This is a genomic window from Kitasatospora sp. MBT63, assembly GCF_000710465.2.
Classification (GTDB): Bacteria; Actinomycetota; Actinomycetes; order Streptomycetales; family Streptomycetaceae; genus Kitasatospora.
Window position 1 is genome coordinate 24,173 of record NZ_JAIZ01000779.1, and the last position, 17,835, is coordinate 42,007.

Annotated in this window: 18 protein-coding genes; 12 read left to right on the forward strand and 6 right to left on the reverse strand. The window is 73.3% G+C overall.

The window, feature by feature from the left end; genetic code table 11:
- Window positions 1-24: 24 nt before the first annotated feature.
- Window positions 25-1,056, forward strand: a complete 1,032-nt coding sequence (locus AA75_RS40495; protein ID WP_051814258.1) for a DUF2510 domain-containing protein — start codon at window positions 25-27, stop codon at window positions 1,054-1,056.
- A gap of 59 nt (window positions 1,057-1,115) precedes the next feature.
- Here AA75_RS40495 and AA75_RS40500 read toward each other — a convergent pair whose 3' ends face one another.
- Together AA75_RS40500 and AA75_RS40505 are read right to left on the reverse strand one after the other, a co-directional pair.
- Window positions 1,116-1,538 carry a hypothetical protein gene (locus AA75_RS40500; RefSeq protein WP_033825487.1) on the reverse strand — a complete coding sequence of 141 codons (423 nt, stop codon included), beginning with the start codon at window positions 1,536-1,538 and terminating at the stop codon, window positions 1,116-1,118.
- A gap of 61 nt (window positions 1,539-1,599) precedes the next feature.
- Window positions 1,600-2,814 (reverse strand): amino acid deaminase/aldolase, encoded by a 1,215-nt coding sequence (locus tag AA75_RS40505; protein WP_033825488.1) that lies wholly within the window; start codon window positions 2,812-2,814, stop codon window positions 1,600-1,602.
- A gap of 80 nt (window positions 2,815-2,894) precedes the next feature.
- Between AA75_RS40505 and AA75_RS40510 the strand changes: the two genes are divergently transcribed.
- On the forward strand, window positions 2,895-3,638 hold the full coding sequence (locus tag AA75_RS40510; protein ID WP_033825489.1) for an SseB family protein: 744 nt from the start codon (window positions 2,895-2,897) through the stop codon (window positions 3,636-3,638).
- 99 nt (window positions 3,639-3,737) lie between these two features.
- Here the strand turns inward: AA75_RS40510 and AA75_RS40515 are convergent, their stop codons facing one another.
- Window positions 3,738-4,109 carry a DUF1844 domain-containing protein gene (locus AA75_RS40515; RefSeq protein ID WP_033825490.1) on the reverse strand — a complete coding sequence of 124 codons (372 nt, stop codon included), beginning with the start codon at window positions 4,107-4,109 and terminating at the stop codon, window positions 3,738-3,740.
- Between the two features lie 441 nt (window positions 4,110-4,550).
- Here AA75_RS40515 and infC point away from each other — a divergent pair, with 441 nt between their 5' ends.
- The 9 genes from infC (at window position 4,551) to AA75_RS40560 (ending at window position 14,171) form a co-directional block, all read left to right on the forward strand.
- On the forward strand, window positions 4,551-5,300 hold the full coding sequence (infC, locus tag AA75_RS40520; protein WP_149038667.1) for a translation initiation factor IF-3: 750 nt from the start codon (window positions 4,551-4,553) through the stop codon (window positions 5,298-5,300).
- Window positions 5,301-5,471: 171 nt separating this feature from the next.
- Window positions 5,472-5,666, forward strand: coding sequence for a 50S ribosomal protein L35 (gene rpmI / locus AA75_RS40525; RefSeq protein WP_030055648.1), 195 nt, complete (start codon window positions 5,472-5,474; stop codon window positions 5,664-5,666).
- Between the two features lie 103 nt (window positions 5,667-5,769).
- The gene (rplT, locus tag AA75_RS40530) at window positions 5,770-6,159 is read left to right on the forward strand and encodes a 50S ribosomal protein L20 (protein ID WP_033825492.1); all 390 of its coding nucleotides are present in this window, start codon (window positions 5,770-5,772) and stop codon (window positions 6,157-6,159) included.
- A gap of 119 nt (window positions 6,160-6,278) precedes the next feature.
- On the forward strand, window positions 6,279-7,145 hold the full coding sequence (locus AA75_RS40535; protein WP_033825493.1) for an RNA methyltransferase: 867 nt from the start codon (window positions 6,279-6,281) through the stop codon (window positions 7,143-7,145).
- A gap of 55 nt (window positions 7,146-7,200) precedes the next feature.
- The gene (locus AA75_RS40540; protein ID WP_033825494.1) at window positions 7,201-8,304 is read left to right on the forward strand and encodes an ATP-binding protein; all 1,104 of its coding nucleotides are present in this window, start codon (window positions 7,201-7,203) and stop codon (window positions 8,302-8,304) included.
- Window positions 8,305-8,552: 248 nt separating this feature from the next.
- Entirely contained in the window at window positions 8,553-9,674 is a 1,122-nt protein-coding gene (gene pheS, locus AA75_RS40545) for a phenylalanine--tRNA ligase subunit alpha (RefSeq protein ID WP_033825495.1), read from the forward strand.
- The gene (gene pheT, locus AA75_RS40550; RefSeq protein WP_033825496.1) at window positions 9,674-12,187 is read left to right on the forward strand and encodes a phenylalanine--tRNA ligase subunit beta; all 2,514 of its coding nucleotides are present in this window, start codon (window positions 9,674-9,676) and stop codon (window positions 12,185-12,187) included. Before pheS ends, pheT begins: the two co-directional genes overlap by 1 nt.
- Window positions 12,188-12,504: 317 nt before the next feature.
- Complete coding sequence (locus AA75_RS40555) at window positions 12,505-13,335, forward strand: chitosanase (protein ID WP_033825497.1); 831 nt, start codon at window positions 12,505-12,507, stop codon at window positions 13,333-13,335.
- 104 nt (window positions 13,336-13,439) lie between these two features.
- Window positions 13,440-14,171 (forward strand): hypothetical protein, encoded by a 732-nt coding sequence (locus AA75_RS40560; protein ID WP_033825498.1) that lies wholly within the window; start codon window positions 13,440-13,442, stop codon window positions 14,169-14,171.
- Window positions 14,172-14,581: 410 nt separating this feature from the next.
- Here the strand turns inward: AA75_RS40560 and AA75_RS40565 are convergent, their stop codons facing one another.
- The gene (locus AA75_RS40565) at window positions 14,582-15,415 is read right to left on the reverse strand and encodes an SDR family oxidoreductase (protein WP_233289412.1); all 834 of its coding nucleotides are present in this window, start codon (window positions 15,413-15,415) and stop codon (window positions 14,582-14,584) included.
- Window positions 15,416-15,510: 95 nt separating this feature from the next.
- Entirely contained in the window at window positions 15,511-16,380 is an 870-nt protein-coding gene (locus AA75_RS40570) for a 3-hydroxybutyryl-CoA dehydrogenase (RefSeq protein WP_033825499.1), read from the reverse strand.
- Between the two features lie 269 nt (window positions 16,381-16,649).
- On the opposite strand from AA75_RS40570, the gene AA75_RS40575 reads away from it, so the two are divergent.
- Window positions 16,650-17,468 carry an SDR family NAD(P)-dependent oxidoreductase gene (locus tag AA75_RS40575; protein ID WP_033825500.1) on the forward strand — a complete coding sequence of 273 codons (819 nt, stop codon included), beginning with the start codon at window positions 16,650-16,652 and terminating at the stop codon, window positions 17,466-17,468.
- Window positions 17,469-17,500: 32 nt separating this feature from the next.
- Here the strand turns inward: AA75_RS40575 and AA75_RS50470 are convergent.
- On the reverse strand, window positions 17,501-17,835 hold a 335-nt coding region (locus tag AA75_RS50470), incomplete at its 5' end, for a polysaccharide deacetylase family protein (RefSeq protein WP_199520538.1).

Here is a 17,835-nt window from a genome sequence, read left to right on the forward strand (position 1 = left end):
CCGCGGGCCCTTAGATTCTCTGGGGTGAGCGAGCAGATTCCCGCCGGGTGGTACCCGGACCCGAAGGACCCGACCGGCGACCCGCGGCCCGAGCGCTGGTGGGACGGCCATGGATGGACCGCCGAGACCCGGCCCGGCACGGTCGCCGACGCAACCGGGAGTGACGACGGGCGGGTGCTCGAAGGCCAGGTGCTGGGTGCCGACCCGACGGTCCGCTTCCCCGAGCTGCCGCCGGCCGACGCGGCCCCGCGCAAGCCCAGGACCGGCCCCGGCAAGGCGGTCCTGCTGGCCACCTCGGTGGCCGCGCTGATCGGCCTGGCGGTGGGTTCCGGGGTGACCTACCTGGTGATGGACGGCCGCTCCGGCCACAGCAGCGCCGTGGACCGGCCGGGCCAGCGCCCGGGTTCGGACAGCATGCGCGGCCCGGGCGGCGGCGGCCCCGGCGGTAAGGGCGGCAACGGCCCGGGCGGCCAGAACGGCCAGGGCAAGGGCGGCCAGGGCAACGGCCAGGGCGGCCGCGGCGGCAACGGTGGCCCGGGCGGCGGCGGACCGGCCGTCGACGCGGTCAACCGGATCAGCCTGCCGGTACCCGACGGCTGGGACGGCGGCACCACCGACAAGGGCTACGCCGCGCTCACCATCGGCTCGTACACCTGCGCCGACGGCAAGAGCGACTGCTCCCTCGGCGGGGCGGTCACCGGCAAGGTCGACGGCACCGACGCCAAGCAGGCGGCGCTCGCGGACATCGCGGCGGCGGCCAAGGAGTCCTACAACGACGTCAAGTCGCACGAGGAGCTGAAGTCGGAGCCGGTCACGGTGGCCGGGCACAGCGGCTACCTGGTCCGCTGGAAGGTCGACGCGGCGCAGGGCAACGACGGCTACGTCGAGACCGTGGTCTTCCCGACCGCGGACGGCAAGCAGCTGGCCACCGTCCACCTGGGCTTCGACATCGACCCCAAGGCGCCCGACGTGAAGGTGATGGACACCATCGTCGCCGGGATCACCACGTACGACGGCCCCGCCCTCGGCGGCGCCCCGGGCGGCACCCGCACCTGAGCGGGCCCACCCTGCCGACGGTCCCCGGTGCCCGGCGCCGGGGACCGTCGCGCGTGGGGTCAGCGGCCGGTGACGCGGCCGTTGACGTCGCCCTGGACGTAGCCGGCCTGGATCACCGGCTCGTTGTATACCCCACGGCCGGTGATGCTGTTGTGCACCGAGCCGGGCGCCGGCGCCGGCTCCTGGTGCGGCGCGAGCTCGTCGAGCAGTGCCCGCAGCTGGGCGGCGGCCTCCGGGTCGGCCGCGAGGGCGCGGCGCAGCCGGGCCTCCCACTCCGCCTCGGCGCCGACGGCCGCGGCCGCCTGGTCATCGGCGCACAGCAGCTCGCGGCGGACCTCCTCCAGCTCCTCGCCGACCGCCTCGCTGCGCCGCCCGAACAGCGACGCGAACCGCCCGCGCGCCTCCGTCCACAGCTCGGTCACCATCAACCCGACCAGCGTGCTCGCCCCTGACGTGGCCAGTGCGACGATCTCCGCCTCCATGGCGGCCCCCTCTCGGTGTCACCGTCCGACTGACCGTCAGCCTAGACCGGACCGGTGACGGTCAGAGGTACGTTTTCCCCTCGCCCCGGTAGGTGGGCACGGTGTCGACCACCCGGTCGCCCTCGATCAGGTGCAACTCGGCGAAGCGCTCGCACAGTTCGCCGGCCTTGGCGTGCCGGAACCAGACCCGGTCGCCGATCAGCAGGTCGTCGGCGGCCGGGCCGAGCAGCGGGGTCTGCACCTCGCCCGCGCCCTCCTGCGGGTCGTAGCGCAGCCCGGCGGGCAGGTACGGCTCCGGCGAGCGGTCCGGCCCGGCCGCGCCGGACGCGGGGTACCCGCCGCCGAGCACGGTGACCACCCCGACCCCCGGCCGCCGGACCACCGGCTGGGCGAACAGGGCGGCCGGACGGCCGTGGAACGAGCGGTAGTTGTCGAACAGCCGGGGCACGTACAGGCCGGACCCGGCGGCGACCTCGGTCACCGCGCGCTCGGCCACCGTGCTCTCCACGCTGCCGGTGCCGCCGCCGTTCACGAACTCCAGGTCCGCGACCTCGCGCAGCCGCCGCACCACCGCGGCCCGCCGGACGGCCAGTTCGGTACGGGCCTTCGCCTGCATCAGCTGTACGGCCCGCGAGCGCAGCGGCCGGCCGGCCACCCGGTCGCCGACGCCGGCGATGTGGCCCTCGTACGCCATCAGGCCGACCACCCTGAACCCCGGTCGGTTGTGCACCAGTTCGGCGAACGCGCCGAGCTCCTCGGGGGTCCGCAGCGGTGCCCGCCGGGCGCCGACCCGGACCCGGCCGCCGAGCAGGTGGAGCGAGGTGTCCAGCTCCAGGCAGACCCGGACGGTCTCGGTGCCCTCGCGGGCCCGGTCCACCAGGTCCAGCTGGGCCGGGTCGTCGATCAGGACGGTGACGGCGGCGGCCAGTTTGGGGTCGGCGGTCAGCTCGGCGTAGCCGGAGCGGTCGGCGGACGGGTAGGCCAGCAGGACGTCGTCGAAGCCGGAGCGGGCCAGCCAGAGCGACTCGGCCAGGGTGAAGCTCATGATCCCGGCGAACCCGTCCATCCCCAGCACCCGTTCCAGCAGTGCCCGGCAGCGCACCGACTTGCTGGCCACCCGGACCGGCTTGCCGGCGGCCCGCCGGACCAGGTCGGCGGCGTTGGCGTCGAACGCGTCCAGGTCGACCACGGCCAGTGGCGCGTCGAGGTGCGCGGTGGCCCGGTCGTAGCGGGCCCGGTCGGCGGCGGTACCCGGGGCGGGGCGGAGGTTGGCCATGGCCGCAGACTGCCACACGGCGCTACCGCTGGGTAGGGTCCCGTCCCGGATATCGCGGCCGGGTGGCATACCCTCACGGGGTGGAGCGCAAGAACATTCCGAACCCCGGGTTCGCGGACGACGACGGCACCGCCGACCCCCGCCTCGCCGCGGCCCTGGCGGCCTGGGCCGAGGATCGCGCGGCGGAGGGCGAGCTGCTGGACGCCCTGACCGCGAGCCGGCTGATGGTGCCGATCGTGGCGCTGCTCGGTGAGGTGGAGACCGGCCCCGACGGCCTGCGGCACGAGAAGACCAGCGACATGGCCGTCCCGGTGGTCGAGGCGGCGGACGGCCGCCGGGCGCTGCCGGCCTTCACCTCGCTGGCGAGCATGGCCCGCTGGCGCGCCGACGCCCGGCCGGCGCCGGTGGCCGCCCCGCAGGCTGCCATGGTGGCGTACTCCGAGCGGGCCGACACCCTGCTGCTCGACCCGGCCGGGCCGGTCCCGTTCCAGCTGACCGGCGCCCGGCTGCGCGCGGTGGCGGAGAACCGGCACTACCTGCCGCCGGTCGCCGATCCGCAGGTGCGCGAGGCGGTGCGCGGGGTGCTCGCGGCCGAACCGGCCGTCGTGGCCGGCCATCTGCTGCCCGGCGAGGGAGTGGACGGCACGGTGGCGGTGACCCTGGCGGAGGGGACTGCCGAGGCGGAGGTCCGGGAGACGGTCGAGCGGCTGGCCCGGGCGCTGACCGGGGACCCGGTGCTCCGGGTCAGGCTGGACCGCGGTCTGCAGCTGGCACTGGTGCCGGCCACCACCGCGCTGCCCGCCGACGCCCTCCACCGCCGCTGACCCGGCGCCCGCGGGCGCGGTCCGGTGTCCACCGGCGCCTGACACGCCGATGCCCCCGGAGCGGACTCCGGGGGCATCGGCGTACGGGAGCGGCGGCGCTCAGGAGTAGACGGGCCCGGTGAACTTCTCGCCGGGGCCGGCGCCGGGGGCGTCCGGGACCAGCGAGGCCTCGCGGAAGGCCAGCTGGAGCGAGCGCAGGCCGTCCCGCAGCGGGGCGGCGTGGAAGTTGCTGATCTCCGGCGCACCGGCGGTGACCAGGCCGGCCAGTGCGGTGATCAGCTTGCGGGCCTCGTCCAGGTCCTTGTCCTTCTCGCCGCCCTCGGCGAGTCCGCACTTCACGGCGGCGGCGCTCATCAGGTGGACCGCCACGGTGGTGATCACCTCGACGGCCGGCACCTCCGCGATGTCGCGGGTCAGGTCGTCGAAGCCGATCGCCTGGTCGTCGTCGTGCTCGTGCGGCTGGCTGGTCAAGGTGGGCTCACTCCGTCGTGCCGGGTTGGGTACACAGCGAGCGTACCCAGCCGGTGCGCCGCCGCAGGTGGGCGGTGGGGCCCGGCGGGGCCGGAATACCGGTGGCCGGGGAAAGGCTGTATGCTTCGAGACTGACCGGCCAGGTTCCCGCATGGGTTCGTGGCCAGCAAGTGGAGGCTCCACCCCGGAGGTCCGTCAGGGCCGCCGAGCCAGTCTCCCACCCGCTTCGTCCTCACGGTCGACGGGTACGGTCCGCGACAGGCGCCCGTCAGGGCCGCAGGTCGCCAGCGGCGCCCTCATCCGGCGCCCAGGATTGTGTGGAGCCCCGCGTGCAACCGTGCGGGGCTTTTTTCGTGCTTGCGGTGCTGTTCGCAGCGCAGCATGAATGAAGCCCCGCCCAGTGGTCGAAGCCACTACGTGCGACCGCCGTCCGACGGCCGCATCGAAAAAAGGTGCAACCGAGGAGGCCCCATCAGCACCGAGCCCCGCATCAACGACCGGATCCGCGTCCCCGAGGTGCGACTCGTCGGTCCCAGCGGCGAGCAGGTCGGCATCGTCCCGCTCGCGAAGGCGCTGGAGCTTGCCCAGGAGTACGACCTCGACCTGGTCGAGGTTGCCGCCACCGCGCGGCCGCCGGTCTGCAAGCTCATGGACTACGGCAAGTTCAAGTACGAGTCGGCCATGAAGGCCCGTGAGGCGCGCAAGAACCAGGCGCACACGGTCATCAAGGAGATGAAGCTCCGGCCGAAGATCGACCCGCACGACTACGACACCAAGAAGGGTCACGTCGTCCGGTTCCTCAAGCAGGGCGACAAGGTCAAGATCACGATCATGTTCCGCGGTCGTGAGCAGTCCCGCCCCGAGCTGGGCTTCCGACTGCTGCAGCGGCTCGCGGACGACGTCCAGGACCTGGGCTTCGTCGAGTCCTCGGCGAAGCAGGACGGCCGAAACATGATCATGGTTCTCGGCCCGCACAAGAAGAAGACCGAGGCCATGGCCGAGGCCCGTGCGATCGCGGACGCCCGCAAGGCCGAGCGCCAGGGCCGGACCCCCGGTTCGGCCGCCGACGACACCGAGGACATCGAGGCCGACGAGGCCCTCGACCAGGCCGAGGACGTCGAGGGCGACGAGACCGCGGAGGCCCCGGCCGCCGAGGTCGAGCAGCCGGCCGAGACCGCGCAGGACGCCTGAGCCCCAGGGCTCACGGCTCGTCCGAGCGACCGGCCACCAGGCACCGGGGCATCCGCCCCGGTGACCGACGAACCGCCCTCCTGACCCGACACCTGGGTGGGGAGGGGCCTGTGCCCGGGGCCCGCACAGCAGTGTGCGGGCCGAGGGCGGACGATGAGGAGAGACGGCGACATGCCGAAGCAAAAGACGCACAGCGGCGCCAGCAAGCGCTTCAAGATCAGCGGCTCCGGGAAGGTGCTGCGCGAGCGTGCCGGCCGTCGCCACCTGCTGGAGCACAAGCCCTCGACGCTGACCCGCAAGCTGGCCGGCACCGTCGAGCTGGCCCCGGCCGACGCCAAGAAGATCAAGAAGCTTCTGGGCAAGTGATCGCTCGCCCGCGGCACCGCCGCGGGACCGGCTGATCCTTCCCGACCCAATCGAATGACGGACCGCGTGAAGCAGTCCGCGGTCCAAACCTAGGAGTAATCAAGTGGCACGCGTCAAGCGGGCAGTGAACGCCCACAAGAAGCGCCGGGTCATCCTCGAGCGGGCCAGCGGTTACCGCGGCCAGCGGTCGCGCCTGTACCGCAAGGCCAAGGAGCAGGTCACCCACTCGCTCGTCTACAACTTCAACGACCGCAAGAAGCGCAAGGGCGACTTCCGCCAGCTCTGGATCCAGCGCATCAACGCTGCGGCCCGTGCCAACGGCATCACCTACAACCGCTTCGTGCAGGGCCTGAAGGCCGCCGGCGTCGAGATCGACCGCAAGATGCTGGCCGAGCTGGCCGTGCACGACGCCGGTGCGTTCGCCGTGCTCGTCGAGGTCGCCCAGAAGGCGCTGCCGGCCGACGTGAACGCGCCGAAGGTCGCCGCTGCCTGATCCCGAGCGGATCACAGCTGAGCTGTCCGGACCCGCAGGCCCCAGGGCCTGCGGGTCCGATTCGTTGGCGCGGCCCCCCGGCCTCCCGGAGCCACCGGCCCTACCCAGAGAACGAGAGCATGCAGAGCACCGACACCCCCCTGCTCACCTCCCTGCGCTCCCCGCGGGTGGCCGCCGCCCGCCGGCTCGCCAAGCGCAACCAGCGCAGCAAGGAGCGCCGTTTCCTGGCCGAGGGCCCGCAGGCCGTCCGGGAGGCGGTGGCGTTCGGGCGGCTGCCGGGCTCGGCCGAGCACGCCGTGGTGGAGATCTACCTCACCGTGGACGCCGCCGAGCGCCACGCGGAGATCGTCGAGGCGGCGCTGGCCGCCGGACTGCCGGTGCTCACCGCGACCGACGAGGTGATCGCCGAGATCTGCGACACCGTGACCCCGCAGGGCATCGTCGCGCTCTGCCGCTTCATCGACACGCCCTTCGAGCAGGTGCTGGCCGCCCGCCCGCAGCTGGTCGCCGTGCTCGCGCACGTCCGTGACCCCGGCAACGCCGGCACCGTGCTGCGCACCGCCGACGCGGCCGGCGCGGACGCCGTGATCCTCACCGACGCCTCGGTCGACCTGTACAACCCGAAGGCCGTCCGGGCCTCCGTCGGCAGCCTGTTCCACCTGCCGTTCGCCACCGGTGTGCCGATCGAGGAGGCCGTCGCCCGGCTGCGCGAGGCCGGCGTGCGGGTGCTGGCCGCGGACGGCGCGGGGGAGCGGGACCTGGACCAGGAGCTCGACGAGGGCACCCTGGGCGCGCCCGGCGCCTGGGTCTTCGGCAACGAGGCCTGGGGCCTGCCGGAGGAGACCCGCGCACTGGCCGACGAGGTGGTGCGCGTACCCATCCACGGACACGCCGAGAGCCTCAACCTCGCCACGGCCGCCGCCGTCTGCCTCTACGCCTCGGCCCGGGCGCAGCGCTCGCCCGGAGGCTGTCGCGTACGGGGGTAGGGGCGCTAGGGTCTGCTCGGGGCGGCAACACGCTGGGTAAGCGGGAGGGACACCCATGGTGGGCAGCGGTGCACGGCTCGACCCGGACGATCTGCCGGACGGGCTGGTGGTCGCCGACGCCCGCGGCCTGGTGACCGTCTTCAACGCCGCCGCCGCCCGGATCACCGGCCGCTCGCAGGCCGCGGCGCTCGGCGCCCCGCTGGAGCAGGCCCTGCCGCTGGAGGACCTCGACGGCCGGCGCTGGTGGCAGCTGACCGACCCGTACGGCGGTCTCGCGGTCCGCACCGGCCAGCCGGAGCGCAACCTGCTGCTGCCCGGCGGCCGCGAGGTGCTGGCCTGCGCCCGGTACGTCCGGGACCGCCCCTGCGGGCCGGTGCGGCAGGTGGTGGTGTCGCTGCGCGGCACCGAGGCGCGCCGGCGGACCGAGCGCAGCCACGCCGAACTGATCGCCACCGTCGCGCACGAGCTGCGCTCCCCGCTGACCAGCGTCAAGGGCTTCACCGCGACGCTGCTGGCCAAGTGGGAGCGGTTCAACGACGGGCAGAAGCGGGTGATGCTGGAGACCGTCGACGCCGACGCCGACCGGGTCACCCGGCTGATCGCCGAGCTGCTGGACATCTCCCGGATCGACGCCGGGCGCCTGGAGGTCCGCAAGCAGGTGGTCGACCTGCCGGCCGCGGTCCGCCGGCACGTGGCCGGCAAGATCGCCGCCGGGATCCCGGCGGAGCGCTTCGACATCCGGGTCGGCGAACCGGCCGGGCCGCTGTGGGCCGACCCGGACAAGGTCGACCAGGTGCTGGCCAACCTGCTGGAAAATGCGGTGCGGCACGGCGAGGGCACTGTCACCATCGAGGTGGCGCCCGCCAAGGAAGTGGTCGAGGCGGCCGGCTGGGAGCCCCCGGGCACCCCGCCCCGGGTCCTGGAAGGAACAGCGGTCACCGTGAGCGACGAAGGCAGCGGCATCCCCGAGGAGTCGATGCCGCGCGTCTTCACCCGCTTCTGGCGCGGCTCCAAGCGCGGCGGCACCGGACTCGGCCTCTACATCGTCAAGGGCATCGTCGAGGCCCACGGCGGCACCATCCGGATCAGCCGCGCCCCCGGCGGCGGCGCCCAGTTCCGATTTATCCTGCCCGCCGGAGTGCCGGACTTCATGCTCTGAGAGCCCCTGGAGCGACCGGCCCGGCGGGCTCCGCCGTGCGGGGGCCCCGCGGACCTGCGGCCGGCCCTGCGCGCGCTACGACTACACTCGACCTTTGGCGTTGTGGTACGCCCTGCGCGGCCGAGCCGCGGACACCCCTCCTCCCGTCACCGGGACCGGCTGCCCGCGACCAGGCCACGCCGGGCGTGACGCAGGGGCGAGCTGTTCCACCAGAACCCTTCACCAGCAGGAGCACGGGAAAGATAGAGATGTCGGCACCCAATAAGTCGTACGACCCGGTAGAGGTCGAGGCACTCAAGCCCGAGGTGGTGGAGCAGGCCCGGGACGAGGCCGTCGCGGCGTTCGCCGCGGCCGGCAGCCTCGACGAGCTGAAGGCCGCCAAGGTCGCCCACACCGGCGACCGCTCCCCGCTGTCGCTGGCCAACCGCGAGATCGGCGCGCTGCCGCCGCACGCGAAGGCCGCGGCGGGCAAGCTGATCGGCCAGGCCCGCGGCGCCGTCAACCAGGCGCTGGCGAAGCGTCAGGCCGAGCTGGAGGCGGAGCGGGACGCCCGCGTGCTGGTCGAGGAGGCGGTCGACGTCACGCTGCCGTACGACCGCGCCCCGCGCGGCGCCCGGCACCCGCTGACCACCCTGGCCGAGCGGATCGAGGACACCTTCGTGGCCATGGGCTACGAGGTCGCCGAGGGCCCCGAGGTCGAGGCGGAGTGGCTCAACTTCGACGCCCTCAACCTGGACCAGGACCACCCGGCCCGCTCGATGCAGGACACCTTCTTCGTCCAGGCCCCGGACGGCACCCCGGACTCCGGCGTCGTGCTGCGCACCCAGACCTCCCCGGTCCAGGCCCGCACCATGCTCGACCGCGAGCCCCCCATCTACGTGGTCTGCCCCGGCCGGGTCTACCGGACCGACGAGCTGGACGCCACCCACACCCCGGTCTTCCGTCAGGTCGAGGGCCTCGCGGTGGACGAGGGCATCACCTTCGCCGACCTCAAGGGCACCATCGAGCTGCTGGTGTCCAAGCTGATCGGCGACGGCCTGCAGCTGCGCTGGCGGCCCTCGTACTTCCCGTTCACCGAGCCGAGCGCCGAGATCGACCTGCAGTGCTTCGTCTGCCGGGGCGAGAGCGTCGGCAACCCGGACCGCCCCTGCCGCACCTGCTCCTCCGAGGGCTGGATCGAGCTCGGCGGCTGCGGCGTGGTCAACCCGCGGGTGCTGGTCGCCTGCGGCGTCGACCCGAGCCGCTACAGCGGGTTCGCCTTCGGCCTCGGCCTGGAGCGAATCCTGATGAACCGCCACAACGTCGCCGACATGCGCGACATGGTCGAGGGTGACGTCCGCTTCACCCTCCCGTTCGGGATGGAGATCTGATGCGCGTCCCGCTTTCCTGGCTGCGCGAGTACGTCGACCTTCCGGCGGGTGAGACCGGCCGTGACGTCGCGGCCCGCCTGGTCCGGGCCGGTCTGGAGGTCGAGACCGTCGAGCAGCTCGGCGCCGATCTCAAGGGCCCGCTGGTGGTCGGCGAGGTGCTCTCCATCGAGGAGCTGTCCGGCTTCAAGAAGCCGATCCGGCACTGCTTCGTCAACGTGGGTGCCGCCAACGGCACCGGCGAGCCGCAGGAGATCGTCTGCGGTGCGACCAACTTCGCCGTCGGCGACAAGGTGGTCGTGGTGCTGCCGGGCGCGGTGCTGCCCGGTCCGTTCCCGATCGCCGCGCGGCAGACCTACGGCCACACCTCGGCCGGCATGATCTGCTCCGCCCGCGAGCTCGGGATGGGCGACGACCACAACGGCATCATCGTGCTGGAGCCGCACCACGAGCCCGGCACCGACGCGATCGAGCTGCTGCAGCTGGTCGACGAGGTGCTGGACATCGCGGTCACCCCGGACCGCGGCTACTGCCTCTCCATGCGCGGGGTGGCCCGCGAGGCCGCCGCCGCGTACGGGCTGCCGCTGGCCGACCCGGCGCTGCTGGACGTGCCCCCGGCCAACTCGTACGGCTACCTGGTGAAGGTCGCCGACCCGGCCGGCTGCGACCGTTTCGTGGCCCGCACCGTGACCGGCGTCGACCCCTCGGCGCAGTCGCCGATCTGGCTGCAGCGCCGGCTGCAGAAGTCGGGCATCCGCCCGATCTCGCTGACCGTCGACATCACCAACTACGTGATGCTGGAGGTCGGCCAGCCGCTGCACGCCTACGACCGCAACCGGGTCGACGGCCCGATCCAGGTCCGCCGGGCGGCCGCGGGGGAGACCCTCACCACCCTGGACGGCGTGAAGCGCAAGCTGTCCACCGAGGACCTGCTGATCTGCGACAACTCCGGGCCGATCGGCCTGGCCGGGGTCATGGGCGGCGCCACCACCGAGATCCTCGAGCCGGTGGTCGACCCGGAGACCGGCCAGGTCACCGGCTCCACCGACGTGATCATCGAGGCCGCGCACTTCGAGCCGGTCGCGATCGCCCGCTCCGCCAAGCGCCACAAGCTGCCCTCCGAGGCGTCCAAGCGCTTCGAGCGCGGTGTCGACCCGGAGGCCGCCCGCGCCGCCGCCCAGCGCGCGGTGGACCTGCTGGTGCTGATCGCCGGCGGTACCGCGGAGGCCGGGGTCACCGACATCGCCGCCCCGCACCCGCTGCGCACCATCGCCATCGACGCGGACCTGCCGGACCGGGTCGCGGGCACCGGGTACGGCCGCGAGACCGTCACCCGGCGGCTGCAGGAGATCGGCTGCACCGTGGTGGGCACCGACATCCTGGAGGTCACCCCGCCGACCTGGCGGCCCGACCTGACCGACCCGTACGACCTCGCCGAGGAGGTCATCCGGCTGGAGGGGTACGACAACGTCCCCGCCCGGATGCCCACCGTCCCGCCGGGCCGCGGCCTGACCGAGGCGCAGCGGTTCCACCGCCGGGCCGGGGTGGCGCTGGCCGGGGCCGGGTTCGTCGAGGTGAACAACTACCCGTTCGTCGGCGAGGCCGCGCTGGACGCCCTCGGCCTGGAGCCGGACGACGACCGCCGCCGCACGGTCAAGCTGGTCAACCCGCTCAACGACGAGGAGCCGGGCCTGCGCACCACGCTGCTGCCGGGGCTGCTCGGCGCGGTGCGGCGCAACCTGGGGCGCGGCAACACCGACCTGGCGGTCTTCGAGACCGGCACGGTGTTCCTGCCCAAGGCGGAGCTCAAGGTGGCCCCGCGGCTGCCCGTCGACCGCCGTCCGAGCGACGCCGAGCTGGCCGAGCTGGACGCGGCCCTGCCCGACCAGCCGCGGCGGATCGCCGTCGCGCTGGCCGGTGAGCGGCTGCCGTCCGGCTGGTGGGGCAAGGGCGCGCAGGCGGGCTGGGCGGACGCGGTCGAGGCGGCCCGTACGGTGGCCCGCGCGGCCAACGTCGAGCTGACCGTCCGCCAGGCCCAGCGGGCCCCGTGGCACCCGGGCCGGTGCGCCGAACTGCTGGTCGGCGACCGGGTGGTGGGCCACGCCGGTGAGCTGCACCCGCGGGTGACCAAGGCGCTGCACCTGCCGGAGCGCACCGCGGCGATGGAGATCGACGTGGACCTGCTGTTCGCCGGGGGCGGGCAGCGGGTCAGCGGTCCGGCGGTGTCCTCGTACCCGGTGGCCACCCAGGACGTCGCGCTGATCGTCGACGCGGCCGTCCCGGCGGCCGAGGTCGAGGCGGCGCTGCGGGACGGCGCCGGTGCCCTGCTGGAGGCGATCCGGCTGTTCGACGTGTTCACCGGCGAGCAGGCGGGCGAGGGCAAGAAGTCGCTGGCGTACTCGCTGCGTTTCCGGGCCGGCGACCGCACGCTGACCGCGGACGAGGCCTCGGCCGCGCGCGCGAACGCGGTGGCGGTGGCCGGCGAGCGGACCGGCGCGGTGCTGCGCGGGGTCTGAGCGCGGCGGTAGGCAGACGCGAACGGCCCCGGCCCCGGAGTCCACACTCCGGGGCCGGGGCCGTTCCGCGTCCTCCCCGGGTCCGCGTCTTTTTCGGTGCGGCCCGGCGTCGCGCCGGTCTTGACGCGGACATTGTCGGCGCAGGTGGGAGGGGGTGCGGGCGTCGCGGGCCGCGGTGGGGCCGGGATTCGGGCCAACTGGTCGGTGGTGCGCGGGGGTTGCGGCCCGGGGAGCGGAGGCGCTTCAATCAGTTAGGAAAGTTTCCTAACGTGAACTGCGGGTACCCCCATGCCCGCAGTCGGCAGACGGAGCGTCACATGGCACTGCAGCACCGCACCGCCCGTACCGCCCTGGCGATCGTCCTCGCCGCCGTTCCCCTGACCGTCGCCACCGCCGGCGTCGGACACGCCGAGACCTCGGTGGTCTCGGTGGCGGCCGTGGGCCTGGACGACGCGCACAAGAAGGACATCGCCATGCAACTGGTGTCCAGCGCGGAGAACTCCTCGCTCGACTGGAAGGCCCAGTACAAGTACATCGAGGACATCGGCGACGGCCGCGGCTACACGGCCGGCATCATCGGCTTCTGCTCCGGCACCGGCGACATGCTCGACCTGGTCGAGCACTACACCGACCTCAAGCCGGGCAACGTCCTCGCCAAGTACCTGCCTGCCCTGCGGAAGGTCAACGGCAGCGAGTCGCACTCCGGCCTCGGCTCCGCGTTCGAGAAGGACTGGGCGAACGCCGCCAAGGACACCGTGTTCCAGAAGGCGCAGAACGACGAGCGCGACCGGGTCTACTTCAACCCGGCCGTCAGCCAGGCCAAGTCCGACGGGCTGCGCGCGCTCGGCCAGTTCATCTACTACGACGCCATCGTCATGCACGGGCCCGGCACCGACTCCGACAGCTTCGGCGGCATCCGCAAGGCCGCGATGAAGAAGGCCAAGACCCCCGCCCAGGGCGGCGACGAGACCGCCTACCTCAAGGCGTTCCTCGACGCCCGCAAGGTGGTCATGAAGAAGGAGGAGGCGCACGCGGACACCAGCCGGGTCGACACCGAGCAGCTGGTATTCCTCAACGCCAAGAACTTCGACCTCAACCCGCCGCTGAAGTGGAAGGTCTACGGCGACCCGTACAGCATCAACAGCTGACCCCGGACCGGCCGGTCCGGCCGGCGCGGGGAACCACCGCGCCGGCCGGGCCGGTTCCACTTATTCGCACGACAGTACGTCAGGGTGCTGGTAGCTTCTGCGACGTGGCGAAACTCAACCAGATCATCGCGGTCGAAAAGGGCGTCAAGTCCAAGTCCTTCCAGGAGCTCACCCAGGCCCATCACGGCCTGCAGAAGCCGGCCCTGCTGGCCGGCATCTCCCGCACCTACCAGCCCAAGGACGAGGAGGGCGAGCAGCTGCCGCCCGAGTCGACCCGGGTCCAGGTGAAGGCCGAGGACATCCTGCGCGCCACCGCCACCTCGCTCACCCGGCTGTTCGACGTGACCGCCACCAAGGACTGGGCCAACCAGGAGGCCCGCGCCGACGTGGTGGTGGACGGCCGGCCGCTGCTCAAGGACGTGCCGGTGACCTACCTGCTCTTCCTGGAGAAGCAGCTCACCGACCTCTACACCTTCGTCCGCAAGCTGCCGGTGCTGGACGCCTCGGAGGCCTGGAGCCCCGACCCGTCCACCGACGCCTGGAAGACCGACGCGGTCCGCACCATCCGCACCAAGAAGGTGCCGCGCAACCACGTCAAGGCCGAGGCGACCGAGAAGCACCCCGCCCAGGTCGAGGTGTACTACGAGGACATCCCGGTCGGGTACTGGACCACCGTCAAGTTCTCCGGCGCGCTCCCGGCCCGGCGGGTCAACGAGCTGGTCGAGCGGGTCGAGAAGCTGCAGCAGGCCGTGCAGTTCGCCCGCGAGGAGGCCAACGGCGCCGAGATCACCGACCGGCGGACCGGCGACGCCGTCTTCGGCTACCTGTTCGGGTAGCCTTCTGATCGCCCCTCGTGCGAGCGAAGGGGTGCGCTGGCAACAGCGCAAGCTGACACTGATGTTGAAGCTGACGACGGGGTAACGGTGGAGGTTCGAGTCCTCCCCCCGGCACCACGTGCCGGGGTGGCCCAAAGGGTAGAGGCAGCCCCCTGAAATTCAGACTCTCGCTCCAGTCTCAGTATTCGCCGCCGCGCGCCGGATCGACCGAGTGCGGACCAAAGGGTCGGATGCGGGTTCAAGTCCCGCCTGTGCCTCTCGTGGCACGGTAGTTCAAAGGCAGAACACGACACTGTCAAAATGATCCGCAGCTCTTAAACGTGCCGGCGCGAGCAAGTGGGTGGCACCTCAGGGGCCCGGGAGCCGGATACCGCTCTCGGGTCCCGTCACCGTGTCCGGCCCCTCGGGCGTCACCGGCCGCCGCGCCTGCCCAGCCAGTCGGCCCAGGTGGTCGTCCCGCGCCGCCCGTACGGCGCGGTCATCGTGTACGCCGCCCGCATCAGCGGTGCCGGCGCGTACAGGCCGATCACCTTCCGGGGCCGCCCGCGCGCCCACTGCCACTGGTCCACCAGGGTCCCCAGGGTCAGCACCTCGGGCCCGGCGAAGTCCTCGCGCCGCCCGCCCGGCCCGTCGGCCAGGCACTCGGCCACGTACCCGGCGAAGTCCGCCGGGTCCACCGGCTGCACCGGCACCCGGGTCGGCAGCGGCAGCACCGGCAGCCGGGCCGCCTTCCCGAGCATCCGGTCCAGCAGCCAGTGGAACTGCGTCGCCCGCAGGATCGAGAACGGCACCCCCGACTCCCGGACCAGTTCCTCGGCGGTGAGCTTCAACCGCAGGTACGGCCCGCGCGGCCGGTCCACCCCCACGATCGAGATGTACGCGAAGTGGTCCACCCCCGAGCGGGCCGCCGCCTCCAGCAGCAGCCGGGTGCCGTCCACGTCCACCTCGAGCGGACTGCGCCACAGGTCCGCCGGGCGCAGGTAGCCGCGCCGCGCGGCCGGCGAGCAGGTCGCCGCGTGCACCACGGCGGACACCCCGGCGACCGCCTGGGCCACCCCCGCGCCGGTGGCCAGGTCCCCGCGCACCCAGTCGACCTCGCCCCCGCTCCCCGGCGACCTCGCGAGCACCCGCACCCGGTACGCCGGGCGCAGCCGCTCCACCAGCTCCCGCCCCAGATGCCCCGTCCCGCCCGTGACCAGCACGATCGCCATCGCCGCCACCTCCAGCCGGTGATCCAGGCCCACCTACGAGCCTCCCACCGCCCACCGGCCGGGTCGACCCGGGGACACGCCGCCGCCCCCGGCCTCCGTGGGGAGGACGGGGGCGGCGGCGGGGCGGATCAGGCGGAGGCGGTGTAGTCGTAGAAGCCGCGGCCGGACTTGCGGCCCAGCAGACCGGCGTCGACCATCCGGGAGAGCAGCGGGGGAGCGGCGTACAGCGGCTCCTTGTACTCCTCGTACATCGACTCGGCGATCGAGACGATGGTGTCCAGGCCGATCAGGTCGCACAGCCGCAGCGGGCCCATCGGGTGGGCGCAGCCGGCCTCCATGCCCTTGTCGATGTCGGCCGCGGTGGCCACCCCGGTCTCGAACATCCGGACCGCCGACAGCAGGTACGGCACCAGCAGGGCGTTGACCACGAAACCGGCCCGGTCGCGGGCGCGGATCGGCTCCTTGCCGAGCACGTCGACCGCGAAGGCCTCGATCCGGGCGGTGGTCTCGGCGGAGGTGGTCAGCGTCGGGATGACCTCGACCAGCTTCTGCACCGGCGCCGGGTTGAAGAAGTGCAGGCCGATGACCTGTTCCGGGCGGGAGGTGGCGGCGGCCAGCTTCACGATCGGGATGGAGGAGGTGTTGGAGGCCAGGATCGCGTCACGGCGCTCCACCACGTGGTCCAGCGTCTGGAAGATCTGGACCTTGATGTCCTCACGCTCCGCGACCGCCTCGACCACCAGGTCGCGGTCGGCGAAGTCCGCCAGGTCGGTGGTGAAGGAGAGCCGGGCGAGCGCCTCGTCCCGCTGCTCCTCCGTCAGCTTGCCGCGCTTGACCGCGGTCTGCAGCGAGTTGGTCAGCCGGGTGCGGCCGAACTCCAGGGCCTCGCCGCTGGCCTCGGAGACCAGGACGTCGAGGCCGGAGCGGGCGAAGACCTCCGCGATGCCCGACCCCATCAGGCCGCAGCCGATCACTCCGACGCGCGCGATGTCACTCACTCAGTTGCCCTTCACATGGTGCCGGGGGTGCCCGGCCGGGTGCTCTGCGGACGGTGCACCGGACGTCGTGGCCCGGAACCCCGCCCGGACGACGGTACTACCCCGCTTAACGCCGGTTCACCTCCGGGCGCTCCCGTCCGGCGCCGGCGGCCTCACCGGGCCGTGCCGCGCGGGCTGCGCCGATCGGCTGACGTGCTCCGGGTCACCCGTGTGCTCCGGCGGCGGGCGGGCGCGCGGGGTGACAATGCGGACGACCGAGGAGGCAGAGGATGGCGACGGGATCACTGACGGGCCAGGTCGCACTGGTCACCGGGGCGGGCCGGGGCATCGGGCGGGAGATCGCGGTCGGCCTCGCCGCCGAGGGGATGTCCGTCGGGCTGGTCGGCCGGACCCACGAATCACTGATCGACACCCTCAAGGTGTGCGCCCGGCACGGCGCCCGCGGGGTCGCCGTCACCGCCGACGTGACCCGGCCCGGGGCCGTCCGGGAGGCGGTCCGGGCGGTGGAGCGCGACCTCGGCCCGCTGGACCTGCTGGTCAACAACGCCGGGACGGTGGACCGCCAGGAGGTGCCGCTCTGGGAGACCGACCCCGCCGAGTGGTGGCAGGTGGTGGAGACCAACCTGCGCGGCCCGTACAACCTGCTGCGCAGCGTGCTGCCCGGGATGGTGGGCCGCGGCCGCGGCCGGGTGGTCAACCTCAACTCGGGCTTCGCCCTGCGCCCGGACGGCCGCTACACGGCGTACGCCACCTCGAAGGGCGCCCTGCTGCAGCTGTCCGACAACATCGCCGACTCGCTGGCCGCGCACGGGGTGGTGGTGCTGGACATCAGCCCGGGGGCGGTGGCCACCGACATGACGGCCGGGATGCCGATGTTCGCGGGCATGAAGGAGTGGGGCTCGATCCCGTACATGGTCGCCGTCACGGTGGACGCCGCACGGGGCCGCTTCGACGCGCTGCACGGCCGGTTCATCCACGCGGGCCGGGACAACCTCGAGCAGCTGGTCTCCCGGGCGGAGGAGATCAGGGCGGCCGACGCCAGGACGCTGCGGCTGCGCCCGTACGGCGAGGGGGACCCGCTCGGCTGAGCGGTCCCGGGCCGCCCGCCGGGGTTCACCGGTCAGGCGCACAGCTCGCTGGCGGTCACCGCGGTCAGGCCCCGCCCGGCCAGCCCCGCCAGGATCCCGGGCATCGCGTCGGCGGTACCCCGGTGGCCCAGGTGCAGGGCGACCACCGAGCCGTTGCCGACGGCGTTCACCACCCGCTTCTGCACCGTGTCGCTGCCCGGGTCGGTGTAGTCGCGGGGGTCGATGTCGAAGGACAGGCAGTGCTCGTAGCCGACCAGCCGGGCCTGGTCGCGGACCGTCCGGCTGGCGTACTGCGCGGCCGACGGCCGGAACCAGCGGCCGATCGAGCCGGTCAGCCGCTGCAGCCGGTCGGCGCACTCGGCTATCT

Excerpts from the sequence above, each read along its gene's own strand:
- pheS (WP_033825495.1), top strand. The coding sequence starts at position 8,553 with ATGTCGGCACCCAATAAGTCGTACGACCCGGTAGAGGTCGAGGCACTC.
- AA75_RS40500 (WP_033825487.1), bottom strand. The coding sequence starts at position 1,538 with ATGGAGGCGGAGATCGTCGCACTGGCCACGTCAGGGGCGAGCACGCTG.
- AA75_RS40555 (WP_033825497.1), top strand. The coding sequence starts at position 12,505 with ATGGCACTGCAGCACCGCACCGCCCGTACCGCCCTGGCGATCGTCCTC.
- pheT (WP_033825496.1), top strand. The coding sequence starts at position 9,674 with ATGCGCGTCCCGCTTTCCTGGCTGCGCGAGTACGTCGACCTTCCGGCG.
- AA75_RS40540 (WP_033825494.1), top strand. The coding sequence starts at position 7,201 with ATGGTGGGCAGCGGTGCACGGCTCGACCCGGACGATCTGCCGGACGGG.
- AA75_RS40505 (WP_033825488.1), bottom strand. The coding sequence starts at position 2,814 with ATGGCCAACCTCCGCCCCGCCCCGGGTACCGCCGCCGACCGGGCCCGC.
- AA75_RS40575 (WP_033825500.1), top strand. The coding sequence starts at position 16,650 with ATGGCGACGGGATCACTGACGGGCCAGGTCGCACTGGTCACCGGGGCG.
- rpmI (WP_030055648.1), top strand. The coding sequence starts at position 5,472 with ATGCCGAAGCAAAAGACGCACAGCGGCGCCAGCAAGCGCTTCAAGATC.
- AA75_RS40535 (WP_033825493.1), top strand. The coding sequence starts at position 6,279 with ATGCAGAGCACCGACACCCCCCTGCTCACCTCCCTGCGCTCCCCGCGG.